16 protein-coding genes and 1 tRNA gene are annotated in these 14,784 nt (G+C 71.3%); 3 read left to right on the top strand and 14 right to left on the bottom strand.

Annotation, left to right across the window (positions count from 1 at the left end; translation table 11 throughout):
- Positions 1 to 52 precede the first annotated feature (52 nt).
- The gene (locus SSPS47_RS20375) at positions 53 to 712 is read left to right on the top strand and encodes an NAD(P)H-binding protein (protein ID WP_164252295.1); all 660 of its coding nucleotides are present in this window, start codon (positions 53 to 55) and stop codon (positions 710 to 712) included.
- Positions 713 to 785: 73 nt separating this feature from the next.
- Here SSPS47_RS20375 and SSPS47_RS20370 read toward each other — a convergent pair.
- A tRNA-Tyr gene (locus SSPS47_RS20370) sits at positions 786 to 867 on the bottom strand.
- 226 nt (positions 868 to 1,093) lie between these two features.
- Between SSPS47_RS20370 and SSPS47_RS20365 the strand changes: the two genes are divergently transcribed.
- Positions 1,094 to 1,582, top strand: coding sequence for a YajQ family cyclic di-GMP-binding protein (locus SSPS47_RS20365; RefSeq protein ID WP_164252294.1), 489 nt, complete (start codon positions 1,094 to 1,096; stop codon positions 1,580 to 1,582).
- 141 nt (positions 1,583 to 1,723) lie between these two features.
- Positions 1,724 to 2,386 carry an alpha-ketoglutarate-dependent dioxygenase AlkB gene (locus tag SSPS47_RS20360; protein WP_164252293.1) on the top strand — a complete coding sequence of 221 codons (663 nt, stop codon included), beginning with the start codon at positions 1,724 to 1,726 and terminating at the stop codon, positions 2,384 to 2,386.
- An 87-nt stretch (positions 2,387 to 2,473) separates the two neighbouring features.
- On the opposite strand, the gene SSPS47_RS20355 is transcribed toward SSPS47_RS20360, so the two are convergent.
- From SSPS47_RS20355 to SSPS47_RS20295, 13 genes are all read right to left on the bottom strand, one after another.
- Positions 2,474 to 2,743, bottom strand: a complete 270-nt coding sequence (locus SSPS47_RS20355) for a GlsB/YeaQ/YmgE family stress response membrane protein (RefSeq protein ID WP_164252292.1) — start codon at positions 2,741 to 2,743, stop codon at positions 2,474 to 2,476.
- Positions 2,744 to 3,007: 264 nt separating this feature from the next.
- A complete protein-coding gene (locus SSPS47_RS20350) occupies positions 3,008 to 3,400 on the bottom strand; it encodes a YccF domain-containing protein (RefSeq protein ID WP_147874384.1) in 393 nt (130 codons plus the stop codon).
- Positions 3,397 to 4,260 (bottom strand): zinc metalloprotease HtpX, encoded by an 864-nt coding sequence (gene htpX / locus SSPS47_RS20345; protein WP_164252291.1) that lies wholly within the window; start codon positions 4,258 to 4,260, stop codon positions 3,397 to 3,399. The genes SSPS47_RS20350 and htpX overlap by 4 nt, the downstream gene beginning before the upstream one ends.
- Positions 4,261 to 4,446: 186 nt before the next feature.
- The gene (locus tag SSPS47_RS20340; protein WP_164252290.1) at positions 4,447 to 6,042 is read right to left on the bottom strand and encodes an NADH-quinone oxidoreductase subunit N; all 1,596 of its coding nucleotides are present in this window, start codon (positions 6,040 to 6,042) and stop codon (positions 4,447 to 4,449) included.
- Complete coding sequence (locus tag SSPS47_RS20335) at positions 6,039 to 7,619, bottom strand: NADH-quinone oxidoreductase subunit M (protein WP_164254764.1); 1,581 nt, start codon at positions 7,617 to 7,619, stop codon at positions 6,039 to 6,041. Before SSPS47_RS20335 ends, SSPS47_RS20340 begins: the two co-directional genes overlap by 4 nt.
- 27 nt (positions 7,620 to 7,646) lie before the next feature.
- Entirely contained in the window at positions 7,647 to 9,650 is a 2,004-nt protein-coding gene (locus SSPS47_RS20330) for an NADH-quinone oxidoreductase subunit L (RefSeq protein ID WP_164252289.1), read from the bottom strand.
- Positions 9,647 to 10,054 (bottom strand): NADH-quinone oxidoreductase subunit NuoK, encoded by a 408-nt coding sequence (gene nuoK / locus SSPS47_RS20325; RefSeq protein ID WP_239064990.1) that lies wholly within the window; start codon positions 10,052 to 10,054, stop codon positions 9,647 to 9,649. The genes SSPS47_RS20330 and nuoK overlap by 4 nt, the downstream gene beginning before the upstream one ends.
- Positions 10,054 to 10,602, bottom strand: coding sequence for an NADH-quinone oxidoreductase subunit J (locus tag SSPS47_RS20320; protein ID WP_164252288.1), 549 nt, complete (start codon positions 10,600 to 10,602; stop codon positions 10,054 to 10,056). Before SSPS47_RS20320 ends, nuoK begins: the two co-directional genes overlap by 1 nt.
- The gene (locus tag SSPS47_RS20315) at positions 10,599 to 11,189 is read right to left on the bottom strand and encodes an NADH-quinone oxidoreductase subunit I (RefSeq protein ID WP_164252287.1); all 591 of its coding nucleotides are present in this window, start codon (positions 11,187 to 11,189) and stop codon (positions 10,599 to 10,601) included. The genes SSPS47_RS20320 and SSPS47_RS20315 overlap by 4 nt, the downstream gene beginning before the upstream one ends.
- Positions 11,190 to 12,158 carry a complex I subunit 1 family protein gene (locus SSPS47_RS20310; RefSeq protein ID WP_147874390.1) on the bottom strand — a complete coding sequence of 323 codons (969 nt, stop codon included), beginning with the start codon at positions 12,156 to 12,158 and terminating at the stop codon, positions 11,190 to 11,192. It abuts the gene before it with no gap.
- Positions 12,155 to 13,402, bottom strand: a complete 1,248-nt coding sequence (locus tag SSPS47_RS20305; protein WP_164252286.1) for an NADH-quinone oxidoreductase subunit C — start codon at positions 13,400 to 13,402, stop codon at positions 12,155 to 12,157. Before SSPS47_RS20305 ends, SSPS47_RS20310 begins: the two co-directional genes overlap by 4 nt.
- The gene (locus tag SSPS47_RS20300) at positions 13,402 to 14,058 is read right to left on the bottom strand and encodes an NADH-quinone oxidoreductase subunit B (protein ID WP_147874392.1); all 657 of its coding nucleotides are present in this window, start codon (positions 14,056 to 14,058) and stop codon (positions 13,402 to 13,404) included. Before SSPS47_RS20300 ends, SSPS47_RS20305 begins: the two co-directional genes overlap by 1 nt.
- Positions 14,049 to 14,486, bottom strand: a complete 438-nt coding sequence (locus tag SSPS47_RS20295; RefSeq protein ID WP_187280090.1) for an NADH-quinone oxidoreductase subunit A — start codon at positions 14,484 to 14,486, stop codon at positions 14,049 to 14,051. The genes SSPS47_RS20300 and SSPS47_RS20295 overlap by 10 nt, the downstream gene beginning before the upstream one ends.
- Positions 14,487 to 14,784: the final 298 nt, after the last annotated feature.

Genomic DNA, 14,784 nt, shown 5'->3' with positions numbered 1-14,784 from the left:
TGCGGAGGCGGTGCGGGCGCGCTGGCGGCCTGTCGGACGTACGGTCGTGAGCATGCGAATTGTCATTGCCGGAGGACACGGTCAGATCGCGCTGCGGCTGGAGCGGCTGCTCGCCGCGCGCGACCACGAGGTCGCGGGGATCATCCGCAAACCCGAACAGGCGGAGGATCTGCGGAAGGCGGGCGCCGAAGCGGTCGTGCTCGACCTGGAGTCGGCCTCGCCCGAGGAGGCCGCGGCGGCGCTGGAGGGCGCGGACGCGGCCGTCTTCGCGGCCGGGGCGGGACCGGGCAGCACCACGGAACGCAAGGACACCGTCGACCGGGGCGCGGCGGTCCTCTTCGCCGACGCGGCGCAACGGGCGGGCGTACGGCGCCATGTGATCGTCTCGTCCATGGGCGCCGACCCGGACCACGAGGGCGACGACGTCTTCGACCACTACCTGCGGGCCAAGGGCGCGGCGGACGTGTACGTCCTGTCCAAGGAGGGTCTCGACGCGACGGTCCTGCGCCCGGGGATGCTCACGAACGACGCGGGCACGGGCCTGGTGAACCTCGCCCCGTCAACAGGGCGTGGTCCGGTGCCTCGGGACGATGTGGCCGCCACACTGGCCGAGTTGCTGGAGACACCGGCGACGGTGGGCCTGACACTGGAACTGATCAGCGGCACGGTGCCGGTGGTGGACGCGGTGCGGGGCGCCGGCTCCGCCGTCTGAAGGAAGCCGTCCGACGGAGACGGAGATGGCCCCCGGTCCGCGTCTCCGCGGCCCGGGGGCCATCTTTTTTGTGTGGCGGCGCCAGGATTCGAACCTGGGAAGGCTAAGCCGGCGGATTTACAGTCCGCTCCCATTGGCCACTCGGGCACACCGCCATGGGATGTCGTCGCGGGATGGGCGCTGTGTGCGCCGCTCCGTGGCAACGACGTAAACGATACCCGATGCGCGGGGGTGCTCCGCCACCGGATTGATCAGGCCGGGAGGGGGCGGAGATGACTAGGCTTTGGCGGAGCGGGCCGGGAGCCCGCCCGTACTTTCGGCATCAGCCGCGGCGTGTGCCGCGGCACCCTTTCCGACACCCGATACAAGGAGCCACAGGACATGGCCGACTCCAGTTTCGACATCGTCTCGAAGGTCGAGCGGCAGGAGGTCGACAACGCCCTCAACCAGACCGCGAAGGAGGTCTCCCAGCGGTACGACTTCAAGAACGTCGGAGCCTCGATCGCCTGGTCCGGCGAGAAGATCCTTATGCAGGCCAACACCGAGGAGCGGGTCAACGCGATCCTCGACGTCTTCCAGTCCAAGCTGATCAAGCGGGGCATCTCGCTGAAGGCGCTGGACGCGGGCGAGCCGCAGCAGTCCGGCAAGGAGTACAAGATCTTCGCCTCCATCGAGGAGGGCATCTCCCAGGAGAACGCGAAGAAGGTCGCCAAGATCATCCGCGATGAGGGCCCCAAGGGCGTCAAGGCGCTCGTTCAGGGCGACGAACTGCGGGTCAGCTCGAAGAGCCGGGACGATCTCCAGGCCGTGCAGGCGCTGTTGAAGGGGCAGGACTTCGACTTCGCGCTGCAGTACGTGAACTACCGCTGACCACCGGCCCCCGGTCGGCCCGGCGGACCCGCACGGCCGTTGTCGCGCCCGCTCGCACGGGCGCGGGGACGGCCGTGCGAGCGGACGGATGTCCATGACGTCCGTCGACGGCGACGAAGCGGCGGGAGCGGAGGTGTGGGCATGAGTGGGGCGTTGTTCCCGCGGGGCCGTGCCGTCGTCGGCGACGGGGCCGTGCAGGTGCCGGGGTGGCTGGACGCGGGGCGGCAGCGGGAGTTGGTGGAAGCGTGCCGGGGTTGGGCGCGGGGGCCGGTGCCGATGCGGCACACCACGTTGCCGGGCGGGGGCGTGATGTCCGTGCGGACGGTCTGTCTGGGGTGGCACTGGCAGCCGTACCGCTACACCCGTACCGCCGGGGATGTGAACGGCGCGCGGGTCGCGCCGTTTCCCGCGTGGCTCGCGGAGTTGGGGCGTGCGGCGGTCGACGAGGCGTACGGCGAAGGGGCCGGGGCGCGGTACGCGCCGGACACCGCGCTCGTCAACTTCTACGATGGCGCGGCCGGGATGGGCATGCACCAGGACAAGGACGAGAGGTCCGGGGCGCCCGTGGTGTCGCTGAGCATCGGTGACACGTGTGTCTTCCGCTTCGGCAACACGCGGACGCGGACGCGCCCCTTCACGGATGTCGAGTTGGCGTCCGGTGATCTCTTCGTCTTCGGCGGGCCGTCACGGCTCGCGTTCCACGCGGTCCCCAAGGTGTATCCGGGGACGGCGGACCCGGCGTGCGGGATGCGCGCCGGGCGGCTGAACATCACGTTGCGCGAGACCGGGCTCGCCGGGGGGTGACGCGCGCCGGCGGGCGGCCGACGGGAAGGCGGCGGGCGGCCGGGGACCCGGTCGCGGGCCGGTCGGGGGCCGGGGGTCGGCCGGCGGTCAGCGGGAGCGGGAGTGGCCGAAGAGGAGACGGTAGATGATCAGCAGCACCAGTGAGCCGCCGATCGCCGCCGCCCAGGTGGCGCCGTCGTAGAAGTCGGTGGTGATCTCGCGGTCCAGCCAGCGCGACGATATCCAGCCGCCGATGAAGGCACCGGCGATGCCGATGAGGGTCGTGCCGACCAGACCGCCCGGGTCACGGCCGGGCAGCAGGATCTTGGCGACGGCTCCGGCGAGGAGTCCGAGGACGAGCCAGCCGATGATGGTCATGCCGTGGGCCTGCCTTTCGTGCGGTGCTTCCGCGACCTGCGGTGTCCGGGTGCGGGGTGGTGCCGTGATCTGTACGGGAAGACGCCCGGAGGGCGCGGCGCGGTTGCGTGGCGCCTCTCACGGTGGGCGGCAGGACAGCGGTGTCCGGCCCGACGGGTCAACTACCCCGCTTCGGGCCGGACATACGTGAAGGACGGCAGGCCACAGCGCTGCTGGGCCTGCCGTCCTCGGGGTGCTACGGCGTGCCGTACGGCACGGCTCGGGTCACCAGCCCGCGAACGCCTGGTCCGTACGGACGATCTCGCGGCCGAAGGGCAGCAGCGAGACGGGGATCAGCTTGAAGTTCGCGAGTCCCAGGGGGATGCCGATGATCGTCACGCACAGGGCGATCCCGGTGAAGATGTGGCCGAGGGCGAGCCACCAGCCCGCGAGAACCAGCCACAGCACATTCGCGACGAACGACGGCGATCCGGCGTCGCGGCGCTCCACCGTCGTGTAGCCGAACGGCCACAGGGCGTACACGGCGATCCGGAACGCGGCGATACCGAAGGGGATGCCGATGATCGTGATGCACAGGAGCAGTCCGGCGAACACGTAACCGAGGAACAGCCAGAACCCGCTGAAAACAAGCCAGATGATGTTGAGAATTGTCTTCATGGACGTCGACCTGCCATCTGCTCTAGTCGGGCGATGCGCTCCGCCATCGGCGGATGCGTGGAAAACAGTCTCGACACACCCTGCCCGGGCCGGAACGGATTGGCGATCATCAGATGGCTCGCCGTCTCGATTCGTGGCTCTGGCGGCAACGGCAGCTGTTTCGTGCCTGCTTCAAGCTTACGCAAGGCGCTGGCGAGGGCCAACGGATCACCGGTGAGCTGGGCGCCCGACGCGTCCGCCTCGTACTCGCGGGAGCGGCTCACCGCGAGCTGGATCACCGAGGCGGCCAGCGGGCCCAGAATCATCACCAGCAGCATGCCGACGAGGCCGGGGCCCTCGTCGTCGTCCGAGCGGCCGATGGGGATGAGCCAGGCGAAGTTCACCAGGAACATGACGACGGAGGCGAGGGCACCGGCGACCGAGGAGATGAGGATGTCGCGGTTGTAGACATGGCTCAGCTCGTGGCCGAGGACTCCGCGCAGCTCCTGCTCGTCCAGGATCTGGAGGATGCCGTCCGTACAACAGACGGCCGCGTTGCGGGGGTTGCGGCCCGTGGCGAACGCGTTGGGGGCCTGCGTCGGTGAGATGTAGAGCCGTGGCATCGGCTGGCGCGCGGTGGTGGAGAGCTCGCGCACGATGCGGTAGAGCTTCGGCGCCTCGAACTCGCTGACCGGGCGCGCGCGCATGGCGCGCAGCGCCAGCTTGTCGCTGTTCCAGTAGGCGTACGCGTTCGTGCCCAGGGCGACGACGACCGCGACGATCAGCCCCGTCCGGCCGAAGACGCTGCCGATGACGATGATGAGTGCGGACAGTCCCCCGAGGAGTGCGGCGGTCCTCAACCCGTTGTGCCGGCGGTGCACGGAACGCCCTCCAAATCGTGCGGCAGGGGAACCCTCTACGTGACGTCGCTCCACTCTCCAGTGGACCCTTACTCACTGGTCAACGCCAGGCGGGGGTCACGGGTTCCCTGGCGCGCCCGCACGGGGCTGTACGCCGTACGGGTGGCGGTGGGGGCGGGTGGAGCGGCTTCTCGCGCGGCGCGTGCCTCAGAAGAGGCTTTCCGCCGCGAAGCGCAGGACCAGCTGGGGCGCTCCCGACAGGGCGATGCCCACGGCGGTGGTCAGGCCGATCGCGGCGAGTACCGGGGCGGGGGCGGGGCGGCCCGTCAAGGGGCCGGCGGGCCGAGGGACGGGCCCGGCGGCCGGGGGCGTCGGCCCGGCCTCGGAGGCTCCCTCCTCGGCCGTCTCCGGGGCGCGGAAGAGGACGGCCGTCCACTGGAGGTAGTAGTAGAGCGCGATGACGACATTGGCGCTCATCACGACGGCCAGCCAGCCGAGCCCCGCGTCCACGGCCGAGGAGAAGACCGCGACCTTCGCGAAGAGGCCGACGACACCGGGCGGCAGTCCGGCCAGGCAGAGCAGGAAGAAGCCCATGGCGAGGGCGACGAGCGGGCGCTCGGAGGCGAGGCCGCGGTAGTCCGCGAGGCGGTTCAGGGGCTTCGTACGGGCCACCAGGGCGGCGACGGCGAAGGCGCCGAGGTTCACGACGGCGTACATCAGGGCGTACGCGACGGTGGAGCCGATCTGGTCCGTCCCGGCGTACGCCGCTGCCGCGATCGGGACCAGCAGATAGCCGGCCTGGGCGACGGACGACCACGCGAGGAGGCGTACCGCGCTCCACGCGCGCGTGGCCGGCTGGCGCAGCGCGGCGACGTTGCCGACGGTCATGGTGAGCGCGGCGAGTACGGCGACGACGGGGCCCCATACGTCGGAGTGGCTCGGGAAGGCGATGACCGTCACCAGGATCAGGCCGGAGAATCCGACGGCCTTGCTGACGACGGAGAGATACGCGGCGACGGGCAGGGGCGCGCCGACGTAGGTGTCGGGGACCCAGAAGTGGAAGGGCGCGGCGGCGGCCTTGAAGGCGAAACCGACGAGGGTGAGGGCGACACCGGCGGAGGCGAGGGTTTCGAGCGCCCCGGGGACCTCGTCGAGCCGGGTGGCGATCTCGGTGAGGTGCAGGGTGCCGGTGGTGGCGTACACGAAGCTGACACCCAGCAACATGACGGCGGTGGCCGCCACGGAGGAGAGGAAGAACTTCAGCGCCGCCTCGGAGGACAGCCGGTCGCCGCGCTTGAGGCCGACCAGCGCGAAGGCGGGGAGGGTGGCGACTTCGAGGGCGACGACGAGGGTCGCGAGGTCGCGTGCGGCGGGCAGCAGGGCGGCGCCGGCCGCGGAGGAGAGCAGCAGGAACCAGAACTCGCCCGCCGGGAGCCTCTTGGCGCCGCTGAGTTCGGTGACGGAGAGCAGTGCGGTGAGCAGGGCGCCGCCGAGCACCAGGAGCTGGATGACGAGGGTGAAGTGGTCGGCGGTGTAGCTGCACACGTCGGCGTCCGCCGTCAGGCAGAAGGTGGACCGGTCGCCCGTGCGGATGGGGATCAGCAGCAGGAGCGCGGCGGCGAGGCCGGCGAGGGACAGGACGCCGAGGAGCGGCTTGCGGCGCTCCGGGACGAACAGGTCGGCGACCAGGACGGCGAGGGCGACGACGGCGGTGAGCGCCGGGGGCGCGATCGCGAGCCAGTCGACGGACTGGACGAGGCTGGCGGCGCTGTCGGCGGCGCCCTGGGCAGCGGCCACGGTCACGACTTGCCTCCTGCGAGAAGCTTCTGCACGGCCGGGTCGGTGAGGCCGAGGAGGACGGCGGGCCAGAGGCCGGCGAGGACGGTGAGGGCGACGAGCGGGGTCCAGGCGGCGAGTTCGTAGCCCTGGACGTCGGTGAGTTCGGGCAGCGGCTCCCGCTGTTCCTTCGGCTCGGTGACCTGCTGGGGGTGCGCGCCCATGCAGACACGGCGGACGACGATCAGCAGGTACGCGGCGGTGAGCAGGGTGCCGAAGCAGGCGATCGCCGTGAAGGTGACGAAGGCGGGGCGGCTGAGGCCGTCCGCGGGATCGAAGGCGCCGAACATCGCGAGCATCTCGCCCCAGAATCCGGCGAGGCCGGGCAGGCCGAGGGAGGCGACGGCGGCGAAGGCGAGGAGGCCACCGAGGCGTGGTGCGCGGCCGTACAGCGCCGCGCCGGTGGCGCCGGCGAGGGTGTCGAGGTCGGCGGTGCCGTAGCGGTCCTTGAGCGCTCCGACCAGGAAGAAGAGCAGGCCGGTGATGAGACCGTGGGCGACGTTGGCGAAGAGCGCGCCGTTGACGCCGGTGGGGGTCATGGACGCGATGCCCAGGAGGACGAAGCCCATGTGGCCGACGGAGGAGTAGGCGATGAGGCGCTTGAGGTCGCCGCCCGCGCCCTGCCGGGCGAGCGCGAGACAGGCCAGGGAGCCGTAGATGATGCCGACGACGGCGAGGGCGGCGAGGTACGGCGCGAAGATCCGCATCCCGTCGGGCGCGATCGGCAGGACGATACGGACGAAACCGTACGTACCCATCTTGAGCATGACCCCGGCGAGGAGGACGGATCCGACGGTCGGGGCGGCGGTGTGGGCGTCCGGGAGCCAGCTGTGGAACGGCCACATCGGGGTCTTGACCGCGAGGCCGATCCCGATCGCCAGAACGGCTGTGACCTGCACGAACGAACTCAGTCCACGGCCGTTGTCAGTGGCGAGTGCCACCATGTCGAATGTGCCCGCGTGAAGGCCGACGAGCAGCAGGCCGAGCAGCATGACCACGGAGCCGAGCAGCGTGTAGAGGATGAACTTCCAGGCGGCGGCCTGCCGCCCCGCACCGCCCCAGCGGGCGATGAGGAAGTACATGGGGATGAGCACCATCTCGAAGGCCAGGAAGAACAGCAGCAGGTCGAGGACGGCGAAGGTCGCGAGGGTGCCGGATTCGAGGACGAGCAGCAGGGCGACGAAGGCCTTCGGGGAGGGGCCCGCCGGGGGCTTGAAGTAGCTGTAGAGAGCGCAGAGGAAGGTCAGCAGCGCGGTCAGGACCAGAAGGGGGAGGGAGATGCCGTCGGTGCCGAGATGGATCCGCACGTCGAGTGCGGCGATCCAGCTGATGTCCGTCGTGGCCTGCATCCTCGACGGGTGGTCGTGGTCGAAGCCGATCGCGAGGACGATCGCGGCGATGAGGATCGCGCCGGTCACGGTCACGCCGTGGCGCAGTACGGCCTGGTCGGGGCCGGTGCCCCGGAGTCCGGGCGGGGCGGGGAGCAGCGCGGCCACCGCGCCCAGGAGGGGGGCGGCGACGATGAACGCGAGAAGGAACTGCATCACGGACGGGCTGATATCGATCACGACTCACGCTCCGGCGGCGAGGAGTACGGCGGCGATCGCCAGGACGACCGTTCCGGCGAGCAGGGCGCCCAGGTAGGTCTGCACATTGCCGGTCTGCGCGCCGCGTACGGCGGCGCCGAGCCAGCGTGTGCCGGTGCCCGCCCCGCGTACGTAGGTGTCGACGACCTCGCGGTCGAGGAAGTGGACCAGCCGGGCCGCGCCCTGGACCGGGCGTTGGAAGAGGGTGCGGTAGACGGCGTCCAGGTGGAAGCCGGCGGCGGCGTGCGGGTGGAGCCTGCCGAGCAGGAGCCGGCCGGGGTCGGCGGGGTCGGGGGCCGAGGCGATGTCGCCGTAGGCGGCGGTGTGGCTGGCCATGGCCTCGACCTCGGAGAGCGCGGGTTCGGCGTCCGGGTGCGCGGCGACGGCGCCGATGGGGGTGCGGGCGGCGAGCGCCGTGGTGTGGCTCCAGCTGCCGTAGGTGATCAGCCCGCCGACGAGTGCGACGCCGGTGCCCAGTACGGAGGTGGTGAGTGTCGGGGTGAGGCTGTGGGCGCCCAGCCAGGGGGCGATGACGCCGACGGTCAGGCCGAAGGCGAGTGAGGGGACGGCGAGGACCCACAGGACGGCGTTCATCGACAGCGGCTGCTTGCCGTGGTCGGCCGCCTCGGCGCCCCGGCCCCGGAAGGCGAGGAGCCACAGGCGCGTCGCGTAGGCGGCGGTGAGCAGTGCGGTGAGCAGGCCGGCGACCAGCACGGTCCAGCCGGCGATGTCCGGGGCGATCCGCGACTCGCCGAGCGCGGTGTGCTCGGCGGCGACGAGGACGGCTTCCTTGGAGAAGAAGCCGGCGAAGGGCGGGATGGCGGCGAGCGCGAGGAGCGCGATCGTCATCGTCCAGTAGGCGTCGGGGACGCGTTTGGCGAGGCCGCCCATCCGGGACATGGCGGCGAGCGAGTTGGTGCCGGCGGCGTGGATGATCACGCCGGCGCCGAGGAAGAGGAGCGCCTTGAAGGCGCCGTGTGAGATGAGGTGGAAGACGGCCGCGCCCCGGTCGCCCACGGCCAGCGCGCCCGACATGTAGCCGAGTTGGCCGATGGTCGAGTAGGCGAGGACGCGTTTGATGTCGTCCTGCGCGAGAGCGGCGATCGCGGAGCCGACCATGGTGATCGCGGCCAGCACGGCGAGGACCACGAGGGCCGCGGCGGAGGCGGCGAAGACGGGGAGGAGACGGGCCACGAAGTAGATGCCGGCGGCGACCATCGTCGCCGCGTGGATCAGCGCGGAGACGGGGGTGGGGCCGGCCATCGCGTCGGGAAGCCAGGTGTGCAGCGGGAATTGGGCCGACTTGCCCGCGACACCGGCGATCAGCAGCAGGGCGATCAGGGTGGGGTGGTCGAGCCCGTTGTCCGCGACGGACTTCAGGACGCCGGTGATCCGGAACGTGCCGGTGTCGACGGCGAGCGCGAACAGGCCGAGCAGGAAGGGGACATCGCCGAGCTTGGTGACGAGGAACGCCTTCAGGGAGGCGGCGCGCGCCTCGGGCGTCTCCCAGTAGTGGCCGACGAGGAAGTACGAGCAGATGCCCATGATCTCCCAGCCGACCAGCAGCACCATCAGGTCGCCGGAGTAGACGACGAGCAGCATCGCGGAGGTGAAGAGGGAGACGAGAGCGGCGTACGAGGGGTAGCGCGCGTCGGCGCGCAGATAGCCCGTCGAGTAGATCTGTACGCATGTCGCGACGACCGCGACGAGGATCGCGACGAGGGCGGCGAAGCCGTCGATGTACAGGGCGAGGTCGATCGGGACCGAACCGGTCGGGGTGAGCCGGGTCGCCGCGTCGATCGGTGCGCCGGTGCCGTGCCCGTCGCTCTGGCGTACGGCGACGATCGCGGCGAGTACGGCGGCGGCGAGTGGCGGCAGCACGGCAAGGGGCCGGACGAATCCGGGGGCCTTGCGGCCGAGGAGCAGGCCGGCGACCGCGCCGAGGAACGGCAGCAGCGGGACGAGGACGGCGAGGGTGGTCGTGGTCACGCGGTGGCCTCAGCATTCTTCGCCGGGGCGCCGGCTTCGGCCCGGACTTCGGCGGACCCGGTCGCCACGGACCGCGCCGCGGCCTCGTCGGTCGCGTCGCTCTCGACGCTGTCGCGGAGCCGGTCGACGTCCGAGGTGCCGCGGTTGCGGTAGACCATCAGGACGATCGCCAGACCGATGCCGATCTCGGCGGCGGCGATGGCGATCACGAAGAGGGTGAGGGCCTGGCCCGCGTGCAGGGTGTCGCGCAGCCATACGTCGAAGGCGACGAGGTTGAGATTGACGGCGTTGAGCATCAGCTCGACGGACATGAGCACGAGGATCGCGTTGCGGCGGGCGAGCACCCCGTACAGACCGGTGCAGAAGAGCAGCGCCGCGAGTACGGCGGGATAGGCGAGATGCATCAGCGCTGCTCCTTGCCGCTCTTGCGGGACAGGACGATCGCGCCGATGAGCGCGGCGAGCAGAAGGACGGAGAGCGCTTCGAAGGGCAGCACCCAGTGCCGGAAGAGGAATTGGCCGGTGACCCCGGTGGACCCCTGGGCGGGGCTGTCGAAATCGATCCAGGTCGTACGGAACGCGTCGACGACCACCCAGACCAGCGCGGCGGCCGCGGCGACGGCCACCGCGAGCGCGACGCCCCGGTGCTCCGAGTCCGCGTCCGGGGAACGGCCGATGGGCGCCTTCGTCAGCATCAGCCCGAAGAGAAGGAGGACGACGACGGAACCGATGTAGATCAGGACCTGTACCCAGGCGATGAACTCGGCGGTCAGCAGCAGGTACTCGACGGCCAGGCCGCCGAGCGCCACGACGAGCCAGAGCGCGGCGTGCACCAGTTGCTTGGTGGTGACGGTGATGACGGCCGCGCCGAGTGTGACGAGACCGACGAGGAGAAAGGCGATCTCGACGCCGGTCGGGGACAGGAAGCCGTGGTCGGCCGCGAGGGGGGTCACTCGCCGGCCTCCCGCTCCCGGGTGGGTGCGGCGGCCTCCGCGGCCTCCGCCGCTTGCGCCGCTTGCGCCGCCGCGAGCTTGTCGGCCGTCTTGCGGGCGGCGCCGATCTCCTTCGGCTCCTCGGCACGCGGGTCGAGGGCGGGCGGAGCCGGCACGGTCCACATCCATTCGCGGAGTTTGTCGCGCTCATGGGTGAGTTCGAGGATGTCCGTCTCCGCGTACTCGAACTCCGGTGACCAGAAGAGCGCGTCGAAGGGGCAGACCTCGATGCAGATACCGCAGTACATGCAGAGCGAGAAGTCGATGGCGAACCGGTCGAGGACGTTGCGGCTGCGCTCACGGCCGCCGGGGGCGGCGGCGGGGAGCGTCTCCTTGTGGGAGTCGATGTAGATGCACCAGTCGGGGCACTCACGGGCGCAGAGCATGCAGACCGTGCAGTTCTCCTCGAACAGGCCGATCACGCCCCGGCTGCGGGGCGGGAGTTCGGGCTGGGTGTCCGGGTACCGCGCGGTGACGGACTTCCTGGTCATCGTACGAAGCGTGACGGCCAGCCCCTTGGCCAGGCCGCTGCCGGGAATCGGAGGCACTTACTGGATCACCACCTTGACGATGCCGGTGAGGGCGATCTGGGCGAGGGCGAGGGGGATGAGCACGGTCCAGGCGAGCTTCTGGAGCTGGTCCTCACGGAGCCGTGGATAGCTGACGCGCAGCCAGATGACGACGAAGGCGAGGAGGAAGGTCTTGAGGAGGGTCCAGAGCCAGCCGAGGCCGTCGCCGCCGAAGGGGCCGTGCCAGCCGCCGAGGAACAGGACGGTGGTCAGTCCGCACAGGACGACGATGCCCGCGTACTCGGCGAGCAGGAACAGCGCGAAGCGCAGGCCGGTGTACTCGGTGTACGCGCCGAAGATGATCTCGGAGTCGGCGACCGGCATGTCGAAGGGAGGGCGCTGGAGTTCGGCGAGTCCTGCGACGAAGAAGACCAGGGCGCCGACGATCTGCCAGGGCACCCACCACCACTCGAACGCGTTGAGGATGCCGGGCAGGGAGACGGTGCCGGCCGCCATCGCGACGGAGGCGGCGGTGAGCAGCATCGGCAGCTCGTACGCGAGCAGTTGGGCGGCGGTGCGCAGACCGCCGAGCAGGGAGAACTTGTTGGCCGACGCCCAGCCGGCCATGAGCGAGCCGAGAACACCGACGCCCATCACGGCGAGCACGAAGAAGATGCCCGCGTCGACGACCTCGCCGACCGCGCCCTCCTGGGGGCCGATCGGGATCACGACCAGTACGAGGAGGTAGGGCAACAGGGCGACGGCCGGGGCGAGCTGGAAGATCCGCCGGTCGGCTGCGGCCGGGACGATGTCTTCCTTCTGCGCGAACTTCACGCCGTCCGCGATGAGTTGTGCCCACCCGTGGAAACCACCGACGTACATGGGTCCCAGGCGGCCCTGCATATGGGCCATGACCTTGTGCTCGGTCTGCCCGACGACAAGGGGAAGGACGAGGAATGCGGCGAAGACGATGACCAGCCGAATGGCGACGTCGAGCACGTCGTTCACGCGTCTCCTCCGGGTCGATCGTGGCCGCGCCTGTCGTCGGGGTCGCCCGCGGGCCCGTCATCCGGCGCGGGCTCCCCGTCCGGCTCGGGCGCCGGGGTGCGCTCGGGGTCCGGTCCGGCCTCCGGAGCCGCATCCGGCGCCGCCGCCGACTCGTTCTCCGGCGTCCGCCCGGGCCGGGCGTCCGGCGAGGCTGTCGGCTCGGGTCCGGGCCTCGACCCGGTGCCCGGCGCCGCCGGTGCTCCGGAATCGGGCCCAGGCGTCGCAGCGTCCTCCGGCGCGGGCGCCGACCCGGGCTCGGCTCCGGCGTACGGCGCCGGCTCGGACTTCCCCGCCGGGGCGCGCTCGGGCCGGGCGTCCGGCGCGGGCGCGGGTTTCGCCGTCGCGTCCGGCGCGGCCGTCGGCTCGTCCCCGCGGGCAGGTGGCGACTTGGGGGCCCGTTCCGCTCCGTCCGCCGGTGGTGCGTCCGGTGGTGGAGGGCTCCGGGGCGGCTCTTCAAAGGCCGGGGTCGGGGCGTGCCAAGGCGCCGCCGTGGTCTTCGCGGGCGGTGGCTGTTGGGTCGCGGAGCCTTCCGTGACGCTGCGGGTGCGGCGGGGTGGGCGGTTTGAGGCGGCGCGCGGGGTGCGGGCCGGGCGGGCCGGGGCCGGGGGCAGTTGGCCCTTGAGCGGGCCCCATTCGTTCGGGTCCGGTACGCCCGGCGGCAGCATCTGGCGGCGCTTGGGGCCCGTGTGGCCCGGCGCGGACTCGCCCGGCTCCTTCGCACCCGGCCAGGCCTTCGCGACCCGCGCCGCGAGGACGAAGTCCTTGCGCAGCGGGTGCCCTTCGAAGGTCTCGGGCAGCAGCAGGTGCACCAGGTTGGGGTGGTCGGTGAAGGAGATGCCGAACATCTCGTACGTCTCGCGCTCGTGCCAGCCCGCGCCCGCGTAGACCCCGAGGGCGGTCGGCAGCACCGCGGCCTCGTGCGGGACCGTCGTACGGATCAACAGGCGCCGTACGGAACGGGGTTCGACCGAGGCGACGTGCGCGCCGACGCGGAATCCCGTGCCCGGTTCGTCGACGGCGCTCAGCCAGTCGAAGTACGTGCACCCCAGCTCGTCGCGGGCCGTTTCGAGCGCGGTCAGCCAGGCGGCGGCGGGGACGTCGACCGTCAGGAGGTCGTACGCGCGCTCCGCCGTGGCGTCCGCGCCGAAGATCTCGGCGACGCCGTCGGGGAGCCGGTCGTACGCGTCCGAAGTCGCCGAAGTCATCAGGCGTTCTCCCCCCGCGTCGGAGTCGCGGTCGGCGGGGAATCCGGCGTCGGCGGCGCCTCGACCAGCCCGCTGCGCAGCGCGGCCGTGCTGGGCCGGTGGCCCTCGGAGCCGTACCGCTTGCCCAGCGACTCGCGGGAGATCTTCTCCTGGAGCTTGAGGATTCCCTGGAGCAGCGCCTCGGGCCGCGGCGGGCAGCCCGGTACGTAGACGTCGACCGGGATGATCTGGTCGACGCCCTTCGTGACGGAGTACGAGTCCCAGTACGGGCCACCGCAGTTGGAGCAGGCGCCGAAGGAGATCACGTACTTGGGCTCGGGCATCTGCTCGAACAGCCGCTTCACCGCCGGCGCCATCTTGTCCGTCACCGTGCCGGACACGACCATCAGGTCGGCCTGGCGCGGGCCGGGCGCGAGGGGGATGACCCCCAGCCGGATGAAGTCGTGCCGGGCCATCGACGCGGCGATGAACTCGATGGCGCAGCAGGCGAGTCCGAAGTTGAAGACCCAGAGGCTGTAGCGGCGGCCCCAGTTGAGGACCACCTTCATCGGCTGGGGCGCCAGGCGGGAGAGCACGCCCAGGCGTTGCGGGTCGGGCAGCGCGACCGGCGCGGCTGCCGAGTCGGTGGCTGCCGGAGCGGCGGGGGTCACGTCCATTCCAGGACGCCCTTCTTCCATGCGTAGAGCAGTCCTACGGCCAGGAAGCCGAGGAAGATGAACATCTCGACGAGCGTCGTCGCGCCGTACCCCGGGGCGGCGAAGACCGTCGCCCACGGGAAGAGGAAGATCGAGTCGACGGCGAAGATGACGTACAGGAAGGCGTAGACGTAGTAGCGGACCTGCGTGTGCGCCCAGCCCTCGCCGACCGGGTCGACTCCGCATTCGTACGTGAGCAGCTTCTCGGGCGTCGGTACCACCGGCCGCAGCAGTCGGCCCGCCCCGAAGGCCACGGCGACGAAGAGCACGCCGACGACCGCGAGAAGTCCGACCACCGAATAGCTCTGGAAGTACTCCGACGCGAGAACGGTCGGTTCCGGCACGTCCGTCACCCGCCCCTCACTCCGCCGAATCGGTGTTCCCGGCATCTGGTCCGTGATCTGTACGCACGGGAGTCTAGGCCCTGCTAAAGAGACCGTAAGCAGTCGGTCGCGCATCAGTCATGACAGGGTCATGCACGGGTCCCGCACCGGTCCGCGTACGAGTCGGGGTACGGGCGGCGTACGCGCACGGTCACGGGTCCTCGCAGGCGCCGGCACCCGGCGGGCGCACGAACGCCGCGGCGGACGCACACCCGCTGGTCGCACCGGTCGGAGGCGGGTGGTGGGGTTAACCCCACCGACGCTCCCCCAGCCACCCCATGGCGTGGGCCCCCGCGGCCGTGCA

This window comes from Streptomyces sp. S4.7, from assembly GCF_010384365.1.
GTDB lineage: Bacteria > Actinomycetota > Actinomycetes > Streptomycetales > Streptomycetaceae > Streptomyces.
Note: the sequence above shows the minus strand (reverse complement) of the source record. Positions and strands in the feature narration are given on the sequence as shown.

Coding starts and splice junctions, on each gene's coding strand:
- SSPS47_RS20375 (WP_164252295.1), top strand. CDS start 53: ATGCGAATTGTCATTGCCGGAGGACACGGTCAGATCGCGCTGCGGCTG.
- SSPS47_RS20365 (WP_164252294.1), top strand. CDS start 1,094: ATGGCCGACTCCAGTTTCGACATCGTCTCGAAGGTCGAGCGGCAGGAG.
- SSPS47_RS20360 (WP_164252293.1), top strand. CDS start 1,724: ATGAGTGGGGCGTTGTTCCCGCGGGGCCGTGCCGTCGTCGGCGACGGG.
- SSPS47_RS20355 (WP_164252292.1), bottom strand. CDS start 2,743: ATGACCATCATCGGCTGGCTCGTCCTCGGACTCCTCGCCGGAGCCGTC.
- SSPS47_RS20350 (WP_147874384.1), bottom strand. CDS start 3,400: ATGAAGACAATTCTCAACATCATCTGGCTTGTTTTCAGCGGGTTCTGG.
- SSPS47_RS20335 (WP_164254764.1), bottom strand. CDS start 7,619: ATGCAGTTCCTTCTCGCGTTCATCGTCGCCGCCCCCCTCCTGGGCGCG.
- nuoK (WP_239064990.1), bottom strand. CDS start 10,054: ATGCATCTCGCCTATCCCGCCGTACTCGCGGCGCTGCTCTTCTGCACC.
- SSPS47_RS20305 (WP_164252286.1), bottom strand. CDS start 13,402: ATGACTTCGGCGACTTCGGACGCGTACGACCGGCTCCCCGACGGCGTC.
- SSPS47_RS20300 (WP_147874392.1), bottom strand. CDS start 14,058: ATGGACGTGACCCCCGCCGCTCCGGCAGCCACCGACTCGGCAGCCGCG.
- SSPS47_RS20295 (WP_187280090.1), bottom strand. CDS start 14,486: ATGCCGGGAACACCGATTCGGCGGAGTGAGGGGCGGGTGACGGACGTG.